We start from the raw sequence: 16320 nt of genomic DNA, 5'->3' as shown, positions 1-16320 counted from the left end.
GGCATACGCAAGCCGTTTTGCCATGGGCGAAGCATCCTCCGGCCGCGGCGCGCGCACATGGTGCGGAAGTCATGCCTTCGCCATGCGCGGGTTACGGGTCTTTAACGGTGCCCATGGTCCACTGCCGGCCGGTTCCAACCGAGTTCCACCGCATGAGCCAACCCATGCACACCCTCAAGGCGCTGCGTGACATCGCGTTCGATCTCGGTGTCGGCAAGCACCCCGACCTCGCCGCCATGGCGCGCGAGCTGGGTCGTGTGGTGCATCGCGACGGCACGGCGCTGAACGAAGGACTTCATGACCTGCGTACGCGACAGCGAGGCTTCGAACGCTGGCTGCTCGCCGAGCGCGGCAAACCCGCCATCAGCATCCTGGTAATGGCATGGCCGGCCAATCACGCCACGCCCGTGCACGACCATGGCGGACTGTGGGGCCTCGAGCTGGCGCTGCATGGCGCGCTCGAAGTGCAGGCATGGTCGCGCGACGAAACCAACGGCGAACTACGCCTGAAAGGCCAGGATTGGCTGGGCCCGGGCGACGCGACGTGGTTCGATGCCGACGCCGGCTACGCGCACCGCTGCCGCAATCTCTCGCGGCACGACACCGCGCTGACGCTTCACGTGTATGGCGGCGATCTGGCAAAGTATCTCGCATATGAGCGCACCGCCGAGGACGAGCCGTGGCTCGCCCGGCCGCAGCACGCCGCGATCACGGGCCGCCTCAGCGCCTGAGCGTTCGACCACTTCCTCCCGGCCGACCTCACCAAAAAAGGAATGGCATGTATCGACGGGTCGCCATCATCGGCGGCGGCGCGGCAGCGGCGACGCTGCTGAGCGAGCTGCTGGAACGCCAGCCGGCTCATCCGCTGCATCTGGACTGGTTCACCGGGAGCGCTGCGCCCGGGCGCGGCATCGCCTACGGTACGCGCTCGGAGCGGCATCTGCTCAACGTGCGCGCCGCCTCGATGAGCATGTTCGCCAGCAAGCCGCGCGGCTTCCTGGACTTCGCCCAGCGCGGCGATCACAGCATCGCGGGCACCGATTTCCTGCCGCGTCGCCTTTATGGCGACTACCTGCAAGCGGAAATCGAACGCGCGCTCGAGCGCGCCGCTACGCTCGGCCACGACGTGCGCGTGCGTTCGTCCGCGGTAGATGCGGTAGTCCCGGAGAACGATGGGGTCACCATCTTCCAGGGCGAGGAAAGTACCCGGGTCGATGCCGCCGTGCTGGCCATCGGCGCGCTGCCGCCGCAGCCGCTGAGCGGCGTGAGCGACGCGGCAATCGAACAAGGCCGGTACGTGGTCGATCCCTGGACGTTCCTGGCCCAGGCGAAACCCGATCCGACGCCACGCAAGGTCGTACTGGTCGGCCTGGGCCTTACCGCGGTCGATGTGATCCTGGAGTTGGCCGAGCTGTGGCCGACCGCGAGTTTCACCGCGATCTCGCGCCACGGCCTGCTGCCGGAAGCGCACCTGGCTTCCGCCACCGCGCCGAGCGACGACAGCGCCGATCTGATCGAAGCCATGCACGCCGCACCGGAGATCCGCAGCTGGATGCGGCTGCTGCGCGACGCCGCACGCGGCGCGGACGACTGGCGCGTGGTGATCGACAGCATGCGGCCGCACACGCCCGGCCTGTGGCGCGAGCTGCCGCAGGAAGAGCGCGCACGCTTTCTGCGGCACGTACGCTGGGCCTGGGAACGGGCACGCCACCGCATGGCCCCGCAGGTGATGGAGACCATCCTTGCGCTGGAAGCGGCCGGCCGCCTGCGCCGGCGCCGCGCCAGGCTGCATGCCGTGGACGTGGAAGGCGATCACCTGCGCCTCAGCGTCACACCCACGGGCAGCACCACGCCCGAGCCGAAGGAAGCGGACCTGGTGATCCAGACCGTCGGCCTCAACACCGATGTGCGCCGCACGCGTCACACACTGGTGCGCCAGCTGGCCACCAACGGCCATATCACGCCCGACCCGCTGGGGCTTGGCTGGAACGCCACGACGGAAGGACGTCTCCGCCACGACGACGACACCTGGCCGCACCTCTATGCCATGGGCAGCCTGTTGCGCGGCACCTTCTGGGAATCCACGGCGATGCCGGAGATACGCCAGCAGGCGCGACAGCTCGCCGATCGGTTGCTGGCCGACTAAAAAAAGCGCGCTCATGGCGCGCTTTTTTCTTTTCGATTACGGAAGGGCGACTCAGGCGAATCCGCCGAGCACCACCTTGCCGATCGCGCTGCCGCTTTCCAGCCGCTCGTGCGCGCGCCGCAGGTTCGCCGCATCGATAAGCCCAAGATGCTCGCGCAGCGTCGTGCGCAGCACGCCGGCATCGACCAGGTCCGCTACCTCGTTCAACAGCTGGTGCTGGGCCTTCATATCCTCGGTCTGGAACAGCGGACGAGTGAACATGAATTCCCAATGCAACGACAGGCTGCGGCGCTTGAGCAGGCTGATGTCCAGCACGCCGTCCGGATCGTCGATCAACCCGAACTTGCCCTGCGGCTTCATCAGCTCCACCAGTACCGGGTAATGCTGGTCGGTGTGCGTGAGGCTCAGCACGTAGTCCACGCCTTGCGGCGACACCGCCAGCACCTGCGCTTTCAGGTCGCCGCGATGGTCAACCACATGATGCGCGCCCAGCTCGTGCACCCAGTCCCGGGTCTCCGGTCTCGACGCGGTGCCGATCACGGTCAGATTGGTGAGCCGGCGCGCCAGTTGCACCGCCATCGACCCCACCCCGCCGGCGGCGCCGACGATCAGCACCGACCCGGTATGTGCCGCCGTGCCGCGCGGAATCGCGAAACGGTCGAACAACAGTTCCCACGCGGTGATCGTGGTCAGCGGCATCGCCGCGGCCTGGAACATATCCAGCGTGGAAGGCTTGCGACCGACAATGCGCTCGTCGACCAATTGCAATTCGGCGTTGCTGCCGGGGCGGTCGATCGCGCCGGAGTAATACACTTGGTCGCCCGGCTTGAACAGCGTGACCTCCTCGCCCACCGCCACCACCGTGCCGGCAGCATCCCAGCCCAGCACTTTGTCCACGCCCTGCGGATCGACGCGCCGGCGGATCTTGGTATCGACCGGGTTCACCGATACGGCCTCGACGCGCACCAGCAGGTCGCGCCCGCCCGGCTTTGGCTCCGGCAGATTCACGTCGATCAGGCACTCGGCATCCGTGACGGGGAGCGAGTGGCGATAGGCAACGGCTTTCATGGCAACTCCAGCGGTGAAGGGGCGTCAGGGAATGATCCTGCGCCGGCGGAAATCGTCAAACAGTGACGTGAACATGGCGCGCGTATCGACGAACTCGTGAAAGCCGAAGCGGCGCGCCTTGGAACCATCGCCGAACATGTCGTAATCCCAAGAGAACACGAAGTCGGCGAAGCGCCAGGAAGAGACATCGGCATACGGGTGCGGCTCCAGACCATGCCTCGCCTGCATGTCGCGCCACAACGGCTCCTTGTCGGCCATCACGCCATCCAGCGCCAGCGGCAGCGGCGGCGCCACCGCCAGGCCGAAGTAGTCGGCGATGAACGGCCACATCTCGCTCCAGCGGAACAGGTCGCCATTGGTGATGTTGAACGCTTGGTTGGCGCAGCGAACGTCGGTGGCCGCCCATACCGTGGCCCGCGCGAGCAACCCGGCGTCGGTCATCTCCAGCAGCCGGTCATAGGCGCCGGGTTTGCCGGGGAAACGCAGCGGAATGGCCAGTTCCTTGGACATCGACGCATAGACGGCGATCGCCAGCGCGAGATTCATCGGATTGCCGAGAGCGAAGCCGCCGACCACCGCCGGGCGGATCGCCGTCCAGCTCCACCTCCTGCCCTGCTGCCGCGCTTCGAGCAGGCGCTGCTGGTCGTGCATGAACTCCGGCGGCATGAAATAGGCATCGTCCTCGCGCGCGGGCGTCTTGAACGGCCCCAGATGCCCGCCATAGACCTTGTAGCCCTGCATCAGGCTCACGTGCTCAAGCCGCGTGGCCGCCGGCTCGATCGCATCGAGCACGTGACGCAGCATGGCAACGTTGGGAGGCACCAGCTCCGCCCAGCTCGGACGATCCTGGTAGGCGGCGTAGAACACGTGGGTCACCTCCGCCAGCGCGCCGAGTTTCGCTTGCGCGTCGGCCGCGTCGAGCAGATCCACCGCGATGTGCCGCACGCGCTCATCCGAAGTGCCGCCGCGGCGGGAAAGCCCGATGGTCCGCCAGTCCTCCAGCGTGCGCAGGTGATCGATCAGGTTGCGGCCGATCACGCCCTGCGCGCCGACGACCAGGGCGGTCTTCTGCGTATCCATGGTGGCTCCTCGTGAGGGTTATCAGGCGCCGGCGGCGCACGAAACGACCGACGATGCGCGGCGACGCTCCAGCGCCATGCTCCACCACGTGGCGATCAGGCCGAGCACGGTGACGGCGGCACCGGCGATGCCGAGCGCGGGCATGCCCAGGCCGGCATCGATCACCAGGCCGCCGATGAAGGCGCCGATCGCATTGCCGAGATTGAAGGCGGCGATGTTGAGCGTGGAGGCCAGGTGCGGCCCGTCCACCGCCTGCTGCACCACGCGCATCTGCAGCGGCGGTACGGTGGCGAACGCGGCCACGCCCCACACGAACACGGTGGCGATGGCGGCGATGGTGTCGTGCATGGTCCAGGCGAAGCCCAGCATGATCAGCGCGAGCGCCGCCAGGATCGCCGCCAGCGAGGGCATCAGCCGCCAGTCGGCCAGGCGTCCGCCGAGCAGATTACCCAGCGTGGTGCCCGCGCCGAACAGCACCAGCACCCAGCCGGTGGCGCCGACGCTCACGTGCGATTGCGTCTGCAGGATCGGCGCGATGTAAGTGAATACGGTGAACACGCCGCCGAAGCCCAGCACCGTCATCGCCAGCGCGATCAGCACCTGCGGCTGGCGCAGCACGGCCATCTCGCGGCGCATGTCCGGCGCGTGCAGCTCCGGCAGCGGCGGTACCAGGCGCCAGACGCCCAGCGCGGCGACCACGCCCAGCCCGGCCACCGCGCCGAAGGTCGAGCGCCAGCCCGCCCACTGGCCCAGGAAGGTGCCGAACGGCACGCCCAGCACATTGGCCAGCGTCAGCCCCGCAAACATCAGCGCGATCGCCCGCGCGCCCTGGCCACGCGGCACCACGTGCGAGGCCACCACCGCGCCGATGCCGAAGAACGAGCCATGGCAGAACGCGGCCACCACGCGCGCCAGCATCAGCACGGTGTAATTCGGCGAGATGGCGCACAGCGCATTGCCCAGGATGAACAGGCCCAGCAGTGCCAGCAGCGCATTGCGCCGCTCCATCTTCGCCGTCAGCGCGGCCAGCAGCGGCGCGCCGACGGCCACGCCTAGCGCATAGCCGGACACCAGCAGACCGGCCGAGGGGATACTCACGCGCAGGTCCGCCGCCACTTCCGGCAGCAGGCCCATGATCACGAACTCGGTGGTGCCGATGGCGAAGGCCGCCACCGACAGCGCCAGCAGTGCGGCGCGGGAGTGGTCATGCCGCCCTGCGTGCCCCGGCGTGGGCGCGGCCGGCGGCGGAGTGGGACCGGACATGGGGGAGCCTCCTTGAAGGGAGGCGGCACTGTGCAACTTGCCCTGGACGATGAGAATTGCCGAAACTGCGCAATCATCTTTTCCAGAATATTGAAGATGGTAGAACTCGAAGACATCCGTCTGTTCGTGCGCGCCGTGATCGCCGGCAGCCTGTCCGCCGCCGGGCGTGAGCTGAATCTGTCGCCTGCCGTGGCCAGCAAGCGCCTGTCCCGCCTGGAACAGGCGCTGGGAGTGCGCCTGCTCCAGCGCAGCTCGCGCCGCCTCGCCCTCACCGGTGAGGGCAATTGCTATTACGAACGCTGCGTAAGCATCCTCGCCGATCTCGACGAAGCCAATGCCACTGTGCGGCTGGGCCAGCTGGAAGTGCGCGGTGCCCTGCACGTCTCCACCGCACTGGACCTGGGCCGCCAGTACGTCGGCCCGCTGGCCGCCGATTTCGCTGCGCAGCATCCGGCACTGCGCGTGCGCATCAGCGCTTCCGACGCCATGCTCGACCTGTTCGAGCACGGCGTGGACGTGGCCGTGCGCAGCGGCGCCATGGCCGATTCGCGGCTCATCTCCCGGCGCGTCGCCCTCAACTACCGCGTGGTCTGCGCGGCGCCGGCCTATCTGCAGAAACACGGCCGCCCGCGGAACACGGACGATCTGGAGCGGCACGCCTGCCTGATGCTGCATCGTCCCGGCCGCGGCATCCTGCCGTGGATGCTGCAGACGCCGGAGGGCCCGCGTCCCCTGCGCCTGGACGCCAGCCTCACCACCGACAGCGGGGACCTGATGCGCGAGCTGGCCATTGCCGGCCATGGTCTGGCGTTCAAATCGATCTGGGACATCGCGACCGACGTGCGCGCCGGCCGCCTGGTGCCGGTGCTGACCCACTGCGCCATCCAGGAGGCGCACATCTATGCCATCTACCCCAGCCGCGATTACTTGCCCGCGCGCATCCGCCTGTTCGTCGATCATCTGCAAGCAAGCATGCAAGCACAGGAAGCGGACGTACTGGCACTGATCCGCGCGCCCGCGGACACCTGAGCGGCGCGTCTTGCGGGAGGCGCAGGCAGCGCGAAATCATCAGACTGTCGGACCAATGGACGTCCAGACGCGTCTGTCCGCCGTTCACTGCTTACCGCGCGCCGTACTGCGGTGCCAGTGTTCCAACAGCAGCCAAGCCACGAACACGCCAACCGATACGCCTAGCAACTCGAAGAATACGCGCGAGCCCAGGCCATCGGGATCGTGCACTTCCGCCAGCTTGGCCTTGAGGAATTGGATCGACTCGACCCGGCCGTAGTTGAAATACACGATGTCCCACAGATCGCCGCTGCCGGTAAGGAACAACGCGGTCAGGAAAGCCCAGGCCGTACGCTGGCCGTGTTTCCAGTCGTTGCGGTTGCCGATCCAACGGAACAGGGCATAGAGCAGAAAACCCGCGGCCGCGGAAATCGCGCCCGCCTGCAGGGCGCCGACAAGCCCGTAGCCCATCCACGATTGGTCGTAATGCATGTGGTTACCACTGCTCCGGGTATGACGGCGCATTATTATGCCGTACGGTGTCCCACTTTCCGGGATGTGACGCAGTGCCGGTCGCCGCCCCGATGCCATCGGCCGGGCGCCCACCGCGTCACACCTCGGCGCGACGCGGCAGCGCTAGACTCGGTGCACCGAGACACCGTACACCGCGACACCTCAATGCGACTCCCCATCAGCCAACGCGCCTCGCTCATCCTCGTGGACGTGCAGCCGGACTTCATGCCCGGGGGAAGCCTCGCCTGTCATGAAGGCGACGCCATCGTGCCCGGCATTCGCCGCCTGCTGGACAGCCGCGTGTTCCGCCACGTAGTGGCCACGCAGGACTGGCATCCGCGCGGTCATGTCTCCTTCGTCACCAGCCACCCGGGCCGCCAGCCGTTCGAGCGCATCCCGCTGTACGGCCACGCCCAGACCCTGTGGCCCGAGCACTGCATGCAGGACACGCCAGGCGCGGCGCTGCATCCGGGCATCGACTGGTCCCCGCTGGACAAGATCGTGCGCAAAGGCAGCGATCCGCGGGTCGATTCCTACAGCGGCTTCCGCGAGAACTTCGGCCCGAACGGCACGCGCCCGAGCACCGAGCTGGCCGAATGGCTGCGCCTGCGCGGCGTCGACGAGGTCTACGTGTGCGGCCTGGCGCGCGACGTCTGCGTGCTGTGGACGGCGCAGGACGCGGCGACCCTCGGCTTCAAGACCCACGTGCTGTGGGATCTCACGCGCCCCGTCACGCCGGAGACCGACATCGCCACGCGCGCCCGCTTCGACCAGGCCGGCGTGAATGTGGTCGAGGACTCCCTGCCGATCGCGGCCTGACGCGCCTCAGGCCCCGTCTTCGCGCACCGCGCGCACGCTCGGCTCGCCGTCGTCGTCCAGCCACACGCTGAGCACGATCGGCTGGCAGCACACCTGGCAGTCCTCCACGTACTGCTGCTCGCCGGCGGAGCCGTCGAGCAAGATCTCGATGGGCTCGCCGCAGTACGGGCAATGGATGACGGTCGGCTCGAGCATGGCGCAAGCCTACCGCGCCGGAGCGCCCGTGCAAGCCAGCAGCCACGCCGCCGGCGTGGCGATGGCGAACCACCCTTCGCGCGCCGTGCGCCGCCCGAGGCGCAGCACTTCCTTGTCCTTGCTGAGCAGCCAGCGCGCCCGTGCGGCCAGGGCGAGCTCGAGGAATTTCTGGTCGTCCGGATCGGCACAACGCGGCAGGCGGATGCCCGGCGGCGGCACGGCGTCCAGACGGCGCAGCACGCGATCATAGGCGGACAATGCCGTCGCCTGTGCGGCCTCGTCCAGCGCCAGCGCGGGGTAGGCCAGCACACGGCACCATTCTCCGCGGCAATGATCGTCGGTCACCGCCTCCAGCTTGCCGGCGGCCAGCGCCTCGGCGAGCGGCGCCACGCGCGGGTCGGCGAACACGAACAGATCGAGGCAGACATTGGTGTCCAGCACCACGCGCTCCGTGGCACCGGTGGGAACATCGCTCATGCGGATCGGGCAAGTCACGGTGGAGCGCGACGTTAGCGCGCCGGCCGCAGCCTGTCGAACCGGCCGGGGGGGCGCCTTTGCATGACGGTGCCCACAGTTTCGGCACGCTACCGTCAACCCATCGCGGTTTCCTGCGTTGCTCGCTATCCGTTAGCCGTGATGTCCGTGGCCGTGCGCTCCAGGGGAAGCCCCCGCGATGAAACAAACTTTTGTGGTCGGCTGTCCGCGCGCCGGCACGACGATCGTCCAGGCCATGCTGGCCCGGCATCCGGCCGTACTCCCCCTGCCGGAGACCGCGTTCTTCGAGCACATGCACGGTGACCTCGCGTCGCGTTGGGGCGACGCGCACGCCAACCGCCAGCCACCACGTCTTCGTCAGCGCCTTGGCCTGAGCCGCAAGCATGAGCGCCAGCTGCTGCGCGACCTGCAACGCCTCGCGCCCGCCACGCCATCGACGCTGGTACGCCCATCCCTGTCCAGGCAACGGCTGCAACAACGCTTCGTACGCCTGCTCGACCTGCTCGGCGAGGCGGCCGGCTGCGACATGTGGCTGGAACCGAGCCCCGGGCATCTGCTCTACCTCCCGGAGATCGAAGCGCTGGTACCGGATGCGCACTTCATCCATGTGGTCAGGCCTGGCGCGGACGTGATCGCCTCGCTGCTCGATGGCGGCCTGCTGTCCGAGCGCGACGACGCCTTCGGCGGCGGCACCGTGCGGTGGTCGCGACGCTGGAACCGCGCCATGAAGATCCACGGTCAGTACCTGGGCCACCCGCGGCACTACCTGCTGTTCCTCGAAGATCTGATCGAACAGCCCCAGCGGGAGTGGAAGCGCCTATGCCAGTTCCTGGGCCTGGACCCGGCCCGCTCCGGCGACGCGGACTGCACGCAGGCGATCGCCGACCTCGACCAGGCACCATGGAAACCGCTCGCGCCGAAAGGCAGGGCCGACGCCATGCCCGGCGCCAAGGCACAACGCTGGCTGCAGACCCGGCTGACGTCGTACGACGCATTGCGCGCGCAATGCCTGCGCATGCGCGGGGCGCAGGAACAGCGGCGCGCAGACCGCCGGCTCGCTGCCTTGTCCGGCGGCTGACGGAACGCCTCTAGAGCTGCCCGGCCGCCTCCTCGATCAGCGTTGCCAGTTCGTGTGGATAGACCGCTAGCGAGGCGTGGCTCGATGCCAGCTCGATGGTCTTGCGGGCTCCGATTCGCTGGGCCATCCATTGCTGGGTTTCCGGCGGGATCATGTGGTCTTCCAGCGATACCTGGTACCAGCTCGGCCGCAGCTTCCATGCCGGCGCGCCCATCTTTTCATCGAAGCAGCGCGCAGCCGTCGGCTTCTGCGTGGCGGCCATGACCAGGGCCGCGTCGTCACCCAGATCCTGGCAGAAGCTCTCCTTGTACAGCCGCCGATCGAGCCACAGGAATCCGTACTTGTCGGGCCGGATCGCGGCCGCGCCGATCGGCGGCTCGCGTCGCCCGAGCAGGCCTCGTACCGTCTCGCCCTCGTCTGGCGCGAACGCCGCCACGTACACCAGACCGGCCACATTGGGTGCCTGACCGACGCCGGAAATCACCGCGCCGCCGTAGGAGTGCCCGACCAGCAACACTGGCCCGTCCTGCGCCTCGACCAGGCGCCGCGTCCACTCGATGTCATCGGCCAGCGACGTCAGCGGGTTCTGCGCGGCACTGACGCGGAAACCCTTGGCATGCAACACGGGGATCATCTTGCTCCAGTGCGAGCCGTCGCCCCAGGCTCCATGCACCAGCACGACGTTTGGTTTCTTGCCCATGGCGGATCCCCCAGTCTGTTGGCGCGACGCCGGAAAGCGCGGCGCGGTGGTCTCGCGCCAAGGGAACGCAATCGGTGTGAATCCGCCGTCATGACGAAAGGGCAACGTGCGCTGTGGCATATGCGGCGCCGGGGAAATTCACGCCGTGGCCACCGCCGGCCGCCCGCTCGACCCCGTTCCGCGGGCCGATCCGTTGAATGAAGGTCAACAAGGAGAAAAACATGAAATACCGCTTGCTGCTGCTTCCGCTCGCCCTGGCCGCCTGCTCGCAGACGCCTCCGCCGGCGACGTCCGGCACGCCCGCGCCGACGGCTTCCGCGGCCAGCGTCGCCAGCACGCCGACCGCGGCCACGGCCGCCGTGGACACCGCATCGCTGCCTCGCTACCACTGGCGCCTGAGCGAGGCGACGACAGCCGACGGCAAGCGTATCGACGCGCTGTTCGCACGGCCGGACAAGCCGCTGCAACTGGATTTCGTGCGCGACCGCCTGGCTGTCGCCAACGCCTGCAACCGCATCGGCGGCGGCTTCCGCATCGAGGGCGACCGGCTCAAGGCCGGCCCCCTCGCCTCGACCATGATGGCCTGCCCGGACCCGGCCCTGGCCGCGCTGGACGGCGCGATCTCCCAACGCCTCGAAGGCGGCCCGAAGCTCAGCCTGCACGGTGGCGACACGCCGACGCTGCGCCTGGTCACCGATGCGGGCGACACATTGGTCTTCACCGGCGAGCCCACCGCCGAAACGCGCTACGGCGGCGAAGGCGAGACGGTGTTCCTCGAAGTGGCGGCCGAGACCAAGCCGTGCAGCCATCCCCTGATCCCCGACAAGCAATGCCTGCAGGTGCGGGAACGCAAGTACGCCGAAAACGGCACGATCGCTTCCACCGGCGAATGGCAGCCGCTGTACCAGGACATCGAGGGCTATACGCACGAACCAGGTGTCCGCAACGTACTGCGCCTGAAACGTTTCACGCTGAAGAACCCGCCGGCCGATGCGCCGTCCAGCGCCTATGTGCTGGACATGGTGGTGGAATCGGAAACCGTCACCGCGAAGAAATAAACACGAACCACGGAAACAACGACGCCCCGCCTTCCTCACCGGAAGACGGGGCGTTATTCATGGCGCTTCAGGCCGCGACGCTGACGCGCTTGCGCTCGTCGTCCAGGCTGGCCACGGGGCGCACTTCGATACTGCCGATGCTGGCCCACGGGAACGACTTGGCGATCTCGAGCGCCTCGTCCATGTCCTTGGCTTCGATCAGATTGAAGCCGCCCAGATATTCCTTGGTCTCCGCGAAGGGGCCATCCACGACGGTGGTCTTGCCATCGCGGATGCGCATGGTGCGCGATTGCTTGGGCGCTTCCAGTTTCTGGCTGTCGATCAGCGTGCCCTCGCGCTTGAGCGCATCGGCCTTGTCCAGGCAACCGCGCATCATCGTGTCGAACTGTCCGTCCGGCAGATCGCCGAGCAGCTGATCGTCGCAATAGATCATCACCAGGAACTTCATGGTCGGTCGCTCGCGTCGGGTGGGAGGACGCGATGGTAGTACATCCGCCCGGACGCGCCAGACCGGCACGCCGAGCACCGGCGGTACATGATGGATAACGTTGTCATTCTTCACCTGTCTGTCACGCCCTCAGGCAGCGATCGCTATCCAAGCCATGTCGCAGGAACTCGCTTGCTGCGCCGCAAAAGCGCTTTTCAAGTCAGGCATCACAGTTTGCCGGACCGGTAAAAGACAACGTTGTCATCGCCAAGGCGTCTGCCGCCCGCTCCGCGCACGCACGACCGCCTGCCGGTAGCGGCATGGCGCACCGCCCTTCCCTCGGGGGCGATGCACCGCAGCGCCTCGGTCAACCACCTTCGCCGCATTCCAAAAAGAGAGGAGATCGATCATGCGTGCCAAGTCACCCGCGAGACCGCAGCTGTTGTCCGCTGCGCTGGGCAGCATCGCCAGCACCATCGCTTATGCCAGCTTGCTCGCCATCGCACCCGCGTCCTCGGCGATCGCGCAGACCGCACCGGCCTGCGCGTCCGCCTGGAGCGCCGGCGCCGTCTATGTCGGCGGCGACGTCGCCAGCGAGAACGGCGTCAACTACAAGGCCAACTGGTGGACCCAAGGCAACGACCCGGCGACCAACAACGGCGGCGCCGGGTCCGGCCAGCCTTGGACGTCGCAGGGCGCATGCAGCGGCTCGAATGGCGGCGGCGGCGGTGGCGGCGGTGGCGGAGGTACCCCCCCGCCTCCGCCGGGCACCGGCGCCAATCTGCTGTTCAGTCCCTACAAGGACGTCACGATCAATCTCAACTGGAACACCAACACGATGCAGACGGCCGCCGCGACCGGTACGCCGATCCCGCTGGTCGGCAGCGGCAGCCTGTACGCCAACTACGTGCATAACCTCAGTGCGGTGACGCTGGCTTTCGCCACGGGCGAGTGCGGCAGCGAGAATTGGGGCGGCATTCCCGGCGCCACCTTTGCCAGCGCCAACATCACGGCGCTGGCGAGCGCGGGCCTGCCCTATGTCGTCTCCACCGGCGGCGCGGCGGGCAGCTTTACCTGCTCCAGCACCGCGGGCATGGCCAGCTTCCTGTCCCGCTATTACACGTCGCAGATGCTGGGCGTGGACTTCGATATCGAAGCCGGCCAGACCCAGGCACAGATCAACAGCCTCATTGCCGCGGCGGCCTACGGCCAGTCGCTGCATCCGAACCTGCGCTTCTCGTTCACCCTCGCCACGCTGGCTGCATCCGACGGCAGCTACGGCGGCCTCAACGCCACCGGCGACATGGTGGTGAAGGCGATCAAGGCGTCCTCGCTCAGCAACTACACCATCAATCTGATGGTGATGGATTACGGCACCGCCGGCCCCTCGATCTGCGTCGTGGTCAACGGTCAGTGCGACATGGCGCAATCGGCGATCCAGGCGGCGAAGAACCTGCAGCACACCTACGGCATCCCGCTCGGCAAGATCGAACTGACGCCGATGATCGGCATGAACGACAACACCAGCGAGGTGTTCTCCGTCGCCAATACCGACTCGGTGGTGAGCTATGCGGTGAGCAATGGCCTGGCGGGCCTGCACTTCTGGTCGCTGGACCGCGACACGCCGTGCAGCAGCAGCTGGGCTTCGCCGACCTGCAACTCGCTGCCGTCGACGACGCCACTGCAATACACCAAGCGCTTCCTGTCCGACCTGGGCCGCTGAGGCCTCGAGCGCGGGGCGGCCATGCCGCTCCGCGCGCCTGCGGCGGCCGTGCCACCTCTGACGGCGCGCTCACAGGCGGGCTAGTATTCCTGGCGCGTTCCAAGGGCCGGGGGCTGCCAACCGTCATGAGCCGTCTTTACGATCTCTCGTCGCAGGCGCTGCGCGCGCTGTACGAGGCTCGCGTTGCCAATCCGCCGGTACTGGACATGGTCGACCGCTTCGCCGACGGCTACCGCTTCGCCGATGCCTGGACGGCGTTGCGCGACGAAGCGCTGGCACTCACCGACCGCCTGCACACCGTGCCGCGCTTCCACGAGCTGATGGCCGAACAGGCCGGCATTTCGGCCAACGATGGCCACGATTGGCGCATGTACCTGCTCAAGGTCTACGGCAACGATGTCGACGAACACATGACTGCCTGCCCGTATCTGGGCGAACTCGTACGCACGTCGCCCGACGTGCTTTCGGCCACGCTCTCGTTCCTCGCGCCGCGCAAGCACATCCCGCAGCATCGTGGCCCGTTCAAGGGCGTGCTGCGCTTCCAGCTCGGGCTCTCGGTGCCGCTGGACGCAAACGGACTGCCCGCATCGATCCTGCGCCTGGCCGGGCGCGATTACCGCATCGGCAGCGGCGAAGCGCTGCTGTGGGACGACACCTATCCGCACGAGGTATGGAACGCCAGCGACCAGTGGCGCATTGCACTTCTGCTGGATGTACGCCGCCGCGACTTGCCGAAGGATCTGGCCCTGTTGTCGCGCGTGCTGATCGCCGGCGTGGGTGCGGTCGCGCGCTGGCGGCTGCCGGCGATGATCCGGGGCGGCAGGAACACCTAGCGTCCGCGCAGCGCGGCTTCGAGTTCGGCCAGCAGGCGCGCCACTTCGCCCGCCTGTGGCGAGCCGCGGCGCGCGGCTTCCTCGACGCATTCGGCCTGTGCGCAGATGGCCTCTTCGCCGAGCACGATCGTGCCGCCCTTGATGCGATGCGCATGGCGCGCCACCGCGGCCCAATCCTGTCGGGCCAGCGCCGCGCGCATGGTCTTCATGTCACGTCGGCTCTCTTCGAAGAACAGCCGACAGGCGGCCGCCTCGCCGTCCGGCTCAGGCCATGGACGCCCGGCGCATAGCACGCGCCATGCTTCGAGCGGTACGGGCCAGTCCAGCCGTGCGTCGATACCCTCGACGTGCACCGTCGCATCGTCACCCTCGCACATCGACACCAGGCGGCATGCCCCTTCGCCGTGCTTCCGTTCGAGTCCGCGCAGGGTGCCGGCCAGCGTTCCGGACTCCAGGTCAGGCACATCATCCAGCCAGATCAGCCGATAAGGCGTCCTGGCGAAGGCGGCGAGCGCCGCATCGCCGGTGGCGCAAGTGTCGCTGCCCAGGCCCAGGCAGGCGAGCTGCGCGCCGACGATGCGGCAACGGGCCGGATGGCTTCCGATCAGCAGCGCGCGACCCATCGGCGTGTCGCTTGCGCGAGGCATCGGCGGCACGCCCTCGAGCGCGATATCAAAGAACAGGCCCGTACCCGGGTCGTTCGCGTAAAGCTCCACGTGCAAGCGGGCCTCGCCGCACGGCGGCTCCAGCCAGAGCGCGATGGATGCCCCGCTCCGATCCGCGCCCTTGGCCATGCTCGCCAGAGCACCCTCCAGCACGCTGTGCAGGCGGTCTTGGTCCAACCATAGCCAGGGCAATGGGCCGCAGGGCAGCTCGATACGCATCGGCGCACCCCCACCATCGAACAGCGGCTCCCGTAGCGCCACGCATGCGCGCGCAACGGCGAACGCATCGCAGCGCAAGGCACCGGCTGCATCATCGGCAGCGAAAGGAGTCGCGGCATTGCCCGGCTCAGGCGGCCGGCGCCGCGCAGTCATGACGCCGCGTCCTCAGGCCATGCCCTGCGAATGCAGGACCTGCTCGCGCATCTTGAACAACTCTGCGTCGGTATGGATGCCGAGCTTCTTGAAGGCGGTGGATTTCTGCGTGCTGATCGTCTTGAGGCTGCGATTGAACTTGCCGGCGATCTGGCTTACCGACATGCCGTCCAGGAAGCAGCGGATCACCTCCCATTCGCGCGGCGACAGCGGCGACGGCGGCTTGGCCGGCGAAATCGCGCCCAGGCTCGGCGGCGAGTACGTCTCGCCGGACATGACTTTGGTGATCGCTTCCACCATGTCGTTCGCGTCCTGGCTCTTGGCGAAGAAGCCGTCGGCGCCCTCGCGCAACAGCATGCGCACCGTCACGGCCTCCGCATGTCCGGAGACCACCAGGATGCGCAGCCGCGGGTAGTGCGCGCGCAGCGCCTTCACCAGCGCGATGCCGTCGAGGTCATCGGTGCCGAGCGAGTAATCGACCAGCGCCACGTCCACCGGGGTTTCGGCCAGCATGGCGCGAAAGGCGCGGCTGCAGCTGTGGCTGCCCACCACGGTGAGTCCCGCCACCTGCCGCAGGTGCGAGGCCAGGCCCTTGAGGATAAATTCGTGATCGTCCAGCAAGGCGACGCGGATGGGATTGCGGGTGGCGCTCTTGCTCGTGAGATAGGGACCGCGGGCGGGGGTTAGCGACATGGCGAAGCACTCTCGGGTGGTTGGGTCCGCCCGGCGGCGCCGGGACATCACGCCAGGCGCGATAAGGTCATTCCGGATACCGCGTTCGCGGAGGAACAATGGCTGGCGGATCGCTGGCCTGGCGCCGGCGCCGGCGGCATCGCCCAGGCAATGCAAGGCGATCCGGCGATTGCAGCATGCGTGC

Annotated in this window: 18 protein-coding genes; 8 read left to right on the top strand and 10 right to left on the bottom strand. The window is 67.9% G+C overall.

Annotated features, from left to right (window positions below; translation table 11 throughout):
• Positions 1-152: 152 nt before the first annotated feature.
• Entirely contained in the window at positions 153-731 is a 579-nt protein-coding gene (locus ACNR9O_RS00580) for a cysteine dioxygenase (RefSeq protein WP_473683984.1), read from the top strand.
• A gap of 47 nt (positions 732-778) precedes the next feature.
• Complete coding sequence (locus ACNR9O_RS00575) at positions 779-2146, top strand: FAD/NAD(P)-binding protein (RefSeq protein WP_473683986.1); 1368 nt, start codon at positions 779-781, stop codon at positions 2144-2146.
• A 51-nt stretch (positions 2147-2197) separates the two neighbouring features.
• On the opposite strand, the gene ACNR9O_RS00570 is transcribed toward ACNR9O_RS00575, so the two are convergent.
• The 3 genes from ACNR9O_RS00570 to ACNR9O_RS00560 are packed head-to-tail and all read right to left on the bottom strand — an operon-like array spanning position 2198 to position 5557.
• Positions 2198-3214: a zinc-binding alcohol dehydrogenase family protein gene (locus ACNR9O_RS00570; RefSeq protein ID WP_473683988.1), complete on the bottom strand. Its 1017-nt coding sequence runs from the start codon at positions 3212-3214 to the stop codon at positions 2198-2200.
• Between the two features lie 24 nt (positions 3215-3238).
• Entirely contained in the window at positions 3239-4294 is a 1056-nt protein-coding gene (locus ACNR9O_RS00565) for an SDR family oxidoreductase (RefSeq protein WP_473683990.1), read from the bottom strand.
• Positions 4295-4315: 21 nt separating this feature from the next.
• On the bottom strand, positions 4316-5557 hold the full coding sequence (locus ACNR9O_RS00560) for an MFS transporter (protein WP_473683993.1): 1242 nt from the start codon (positions 5555-5557) through the stop codon (positions 4316-4318).
• Between the two features lie 96 nt (positions 5558-5653).
• Here ACNR9O_RS00560 and ACNR9O_RS00555 point away from each other — a divergent pair, with 96 nt between their 5' ends.
• Positions 5654-6586 carry a LysR family transcriptional regulator gene (locus ACNR9O_RS00555; protein WP_473683995.1) on the top strand — a complete coding sequence of 311 codons (933 nt, stop codon included), beginning with the start codon at positions 5654-5656 and terminating at the stop codon, positions 6584-6586.
• Between the two features lie 84 nt (positions 6587-6670).
• Here ACNR9O_RS00555 and ACNR9O_RS00550 read toward each other — a convergent pair whose 3' ends face one another.
• Positions 6671-7057 (bottom strand): hypothetical protein, encoded by a 387-nt coding sequence (locus ACNR9O_RS00550; protein WP_473683997.1) that lies wholly within the window; start codon positions 7055-7057, stop codon positions 6671-6673.
• A gap of 186 nt (positions 7058-7243) precedes the next feature.
• Between ACNR9O_RS00550 and ACNR9O_RS00545 the strand changes: the two genes are divergently transcribed.
• Positions 7244-7897 carry a nicotinamidase gene (locus ACNR9O_RS00545; protein ID WP_473683999.1) on the top strand — a complete coding sequence of 218 codons (654 nt, stop codon included), beginning with the start codon at positions 7244-7246 and terminating at the stop codon, positions 7895-7897.
• Between the two features lie 6 nt (positions 7898-7903).
• On the opposite strand, the gene ACNR9O_RS00540 is transcribed toward ACNR9O_RS00545, so the two are convergent.
• Both ACNR9O_RS00540 and ACNR9O_RS00535 read right to left on the bottom strand, forming a co-directional pair.
• Entirely contained in the window at positions 7904-8092 is a 189-nt protein-coding gene (locus ACNR9O_RS00540; protein WP_473684001.1) for a CPXCG motif-containing cysteine-rich protein, read from the bottom strand.
• Between the two features lie 9 nt (positions 8093-8101).
• Positions 8102-8569, bottom strand: a complete 468-nt coding sequence (locus ACNR9O_RS00535) for a putative toxin-antitoxin system toxin component, PIN family (RefSeq protein WP_473684003.1) — start codon at positions 8567-8569, stop codon at positions 8102-8104.
• 196 nt (positions 8570-8765) lie between these two features.
• Here ACNR9O_RS00535 and ACNR9O_RS00530 point away from each other — a divergent pair, with 196 nt between their 5' ends.
• Entirely contained in the window at positions 8766-9665 is a 900-nt protein-coding gene (locus ACNR9O_RS00530) for a sulfotransferase family protein (protein WP_473684005.1), read from the top strand.
• Positions 9666-9675: 10 nt separating this feature from the next.
• Here ACNR9O_RS00530 and ACNR9O_RS00525 read toward each other — a convergent pair whose 3' ends face one another.
• Positions 9676-10365, bottom strand: coding sequence for an alpha/beta fold hydrolase (locus ACNR9O_RS00525; RefSeq protein WP_473684007.1), 690 nt, complete (start codon positions 10363-10365; stop codon positions 9676-9678).
• A 221-nt stretch (positions 10366-10586) separates the two neighbouring features.
• Between ACNR9O_RS00525 and ACNR9O_RS00520 the strand changes: the two genes are divergently transcribed.
• The gene (locus ACNR9O_RS00520) at positions 10587-11423 is read left to right on the top strand and encodes a DUF4377 domain-containing protein (protein WP_473684009.1); all 837 of its coding nucleotides are present in this window, start codon (positions 10587-10589) and stop codon (positions 11421-11423) included.
• 67 nt (positions 11424-11490) lie between these two features.
• Here the strand turns inward: ACNR9O_RS00520 and ACNR9O_RS00515 are convergent, their stop codons facing one another.
• Complete coding sequence (locus ACNR9O_RS00515) at positions 11491-11871, bottom strand: YciI family protein (protein WP_473684011.1); 381 nt, start codon at positions 11869-11871, stop codon at positions 11491-11493.
• Positions 11872-12259: 388 nt separating this feature from the next.
• Between ACNR9O_RS00515 and ACNR9O_RS00510 the strand changes: the two genes are divergently transcribed.
• Together ACNR9O_RS00510 and ACNR9O_RS00505 are read left to right on the top strand one after the other, a co-directional pair.
• On the top strand, positions 12260-13573 hold the full coding sequence (locus tag ACNR9O_RS00510) for a carbohydrate-binding protein (RefSeq protein WP_473684013.1): 1314 nt from the start codon (positions 12260-12262) through the stop codon (positions 13571-13573).
• A gap of 125 nt (positions 13574-13698) precedes the next feature.
• The gene (locus tag ACNR9O_RS00505; protein ID WP_473684015.1) at positions 13699-14406 is read left to right on the top strand and encodes an aspartyl/asparaginyl beta-hydroxylase domain-containing protein; all 708 of its coding nucleotides are present in this window, start codon (positions 13699-13701) and stop codon (positions 14404-14406) included.
• On the opposite strand, the gene ACNR9O_RS00500 is transcribed toward ACNR9O_RS00505, so the two are convergent.
• Entirely contained in the window at positions 14403-15443 is a 1041-nt protein-coding gene (locus ACNR9O_RS00500; RefSeq protein WP_473684017.1) for an Hpt domain-containing protein, read from the bottom strand. The two genes, ACNR9O_RS00505 and ACNR9O_RS00500, sit on opposite strands and share 4 nt — an antisense overlap.
• A gap of 12 nt (positions 15444-15455) precedes the next feature.
• A complete protein-coding gene (locus tag ACNR9O_RS00495) occupies positions 15456-16136 on the bottom strand; it encodes a response regulator (protein WP_473684019.1) in 681 nt (226 codons plus the stop codon).
• Between the last annotated feature and the right edge of the window lie 184 nt (positions 16137-16320).

It is taken from the genome of Dyella sp. CR10 (genome assembly GCF_055814425.1).
Note: the sequence above shows the minus strand (reverse complement) of the source record. Positions and strands in the feature narration are given on the sequence as shown.

Bases quoted from the DNA above. Each gene is read 5' to 3' on its own strand.
- ACNR9O_RS00580 (WP_473683984.1), top strand. From the start codon at position 153: ATGAGCCAACCCATGCACACCCTCAAGGCGCTGCGTGACATCGCGTTC.
- ACNR9O_RS00575 (WP_473683986.1), top strand. From the start codon at position 779: ATGTATCGACGGGTCGCCATCATCGGCGGCGGCGCGGCAGCGGCGACG.
- ACNR9O_RS00570 (WP_473683988.1), bottom strand. From the start codon at position 3,214: ATGAAAGCCGTTGCCTATCGCCACTCGCTCCCCGTCACGGATGCCGAG.
- ACNR9O_RS00565 (WP_473683990.1), bottom strand. From the start codon at position 4,294: ATGGATACGCAGAAGACCGCCCTGGTCGTCGGCGCGCAGGGCGTGATC.
- ACNR9O_RS00560 (WP_473683993.1), bottom strand. From the start codon at position 5,557: ATGTCCGGTCCCACTCCGCCGCCGGCCGCGCCCACGCCGGGGCACGCA.
- ACNR9O_RS00555 (WP_473683995.1), top strand. From the start codon at position 5,654: ATGGTAGAACTCGAAGACATCCGTCTGTTCGTGCGCGCCGTGATCGCC.
- ACNR9O_RS00550 (WP_473683997.1), bottom strand. From the start codon at position 7,057: ATGCATTACGACCAATCGTGGATGGGCTACGGGCTTGTCGGCGCCCTG.
- ACNR9O_RS00545 (WP_473683999.1), top strand. From the start codon at position 7,244: ATGCGACTCCCCATCAGCCAACGCGCCTCGCTCATCCTCGTGGACGTG.
- ACNR9O_RS00540 (WP_473684001.1), bottom strand. From the start codon at position 8,092: ATGCTCGAGCCGACCGTCATCCATTGCCCGTACTGCGGCGAGCCCATC.
- ACNR9O_RS00535 (WP_473684003.1), bottom strand. From the start codon at position 8,569: ATGAGCGATGTTCCCACCGGTGCCACGGAGCGCGTGGTGCTGGACACC.
- ACNR9O_RS00530 (WP_473684005.1), top strand. From the start codon at position 8,766: ATGAAACAAACTTTTGTGGTCGGCTGTCCGCGCGCCGGCACGACGATC.
- ACNR9O_RS00525 (WP_473684007.1), bottom strand. From the start codon at position 10,365: ATGGGCAAGAAACCAAACGTCGTGCTGGTGCATGGAGCCTGGGGCGAC.
- ACNR9O_RS00520 (WP_473684009.1), top strand. From the start codon at position 10,587: ATGAAATACCGCTTGCTGCTGCTTCCGCTCGCCCTGGCCGCCTGCTCG.
- ACNR9O_RS00515 (WP_473684011.1), bottom strand. From the start codon at position 11,871: ATGAAGTTCCTGGTGATGATCTATTGCGACGATCAGCTGCTCGGCGAT.
- ACNR9O_RS00510 (WP_473684013.1), top strand. From the start codon at position 12,260: ATGCGTGCCAAGTCACCCGCGAGACCGCAGCTGTTGTCCGCTGCGCTG.
- ACNR9O_RS00505 (WP_473684015.1), top strand. From the start codon at position 13,699: ATGAGCCGTCTTTACGATCTCTCGTCGCAGGCGCTGCGCGCGCTGTAC.
- ACNR9O_RS00500 (WP_473684017.1), bottom strand. From the start codon at position 15,443: ATGACTGCGCGGCGCCGGCCGCCTGAGCCGGGCAATGCCGCGACTCCT.
- ACNR9O_RS00495 (WP_473684019.1), bottom strand. From the start codon at position 16,136: ATGTCGCTAACCCCCGCCCGCGGTCCCTATCTCACGAGCAAGAGCGCC.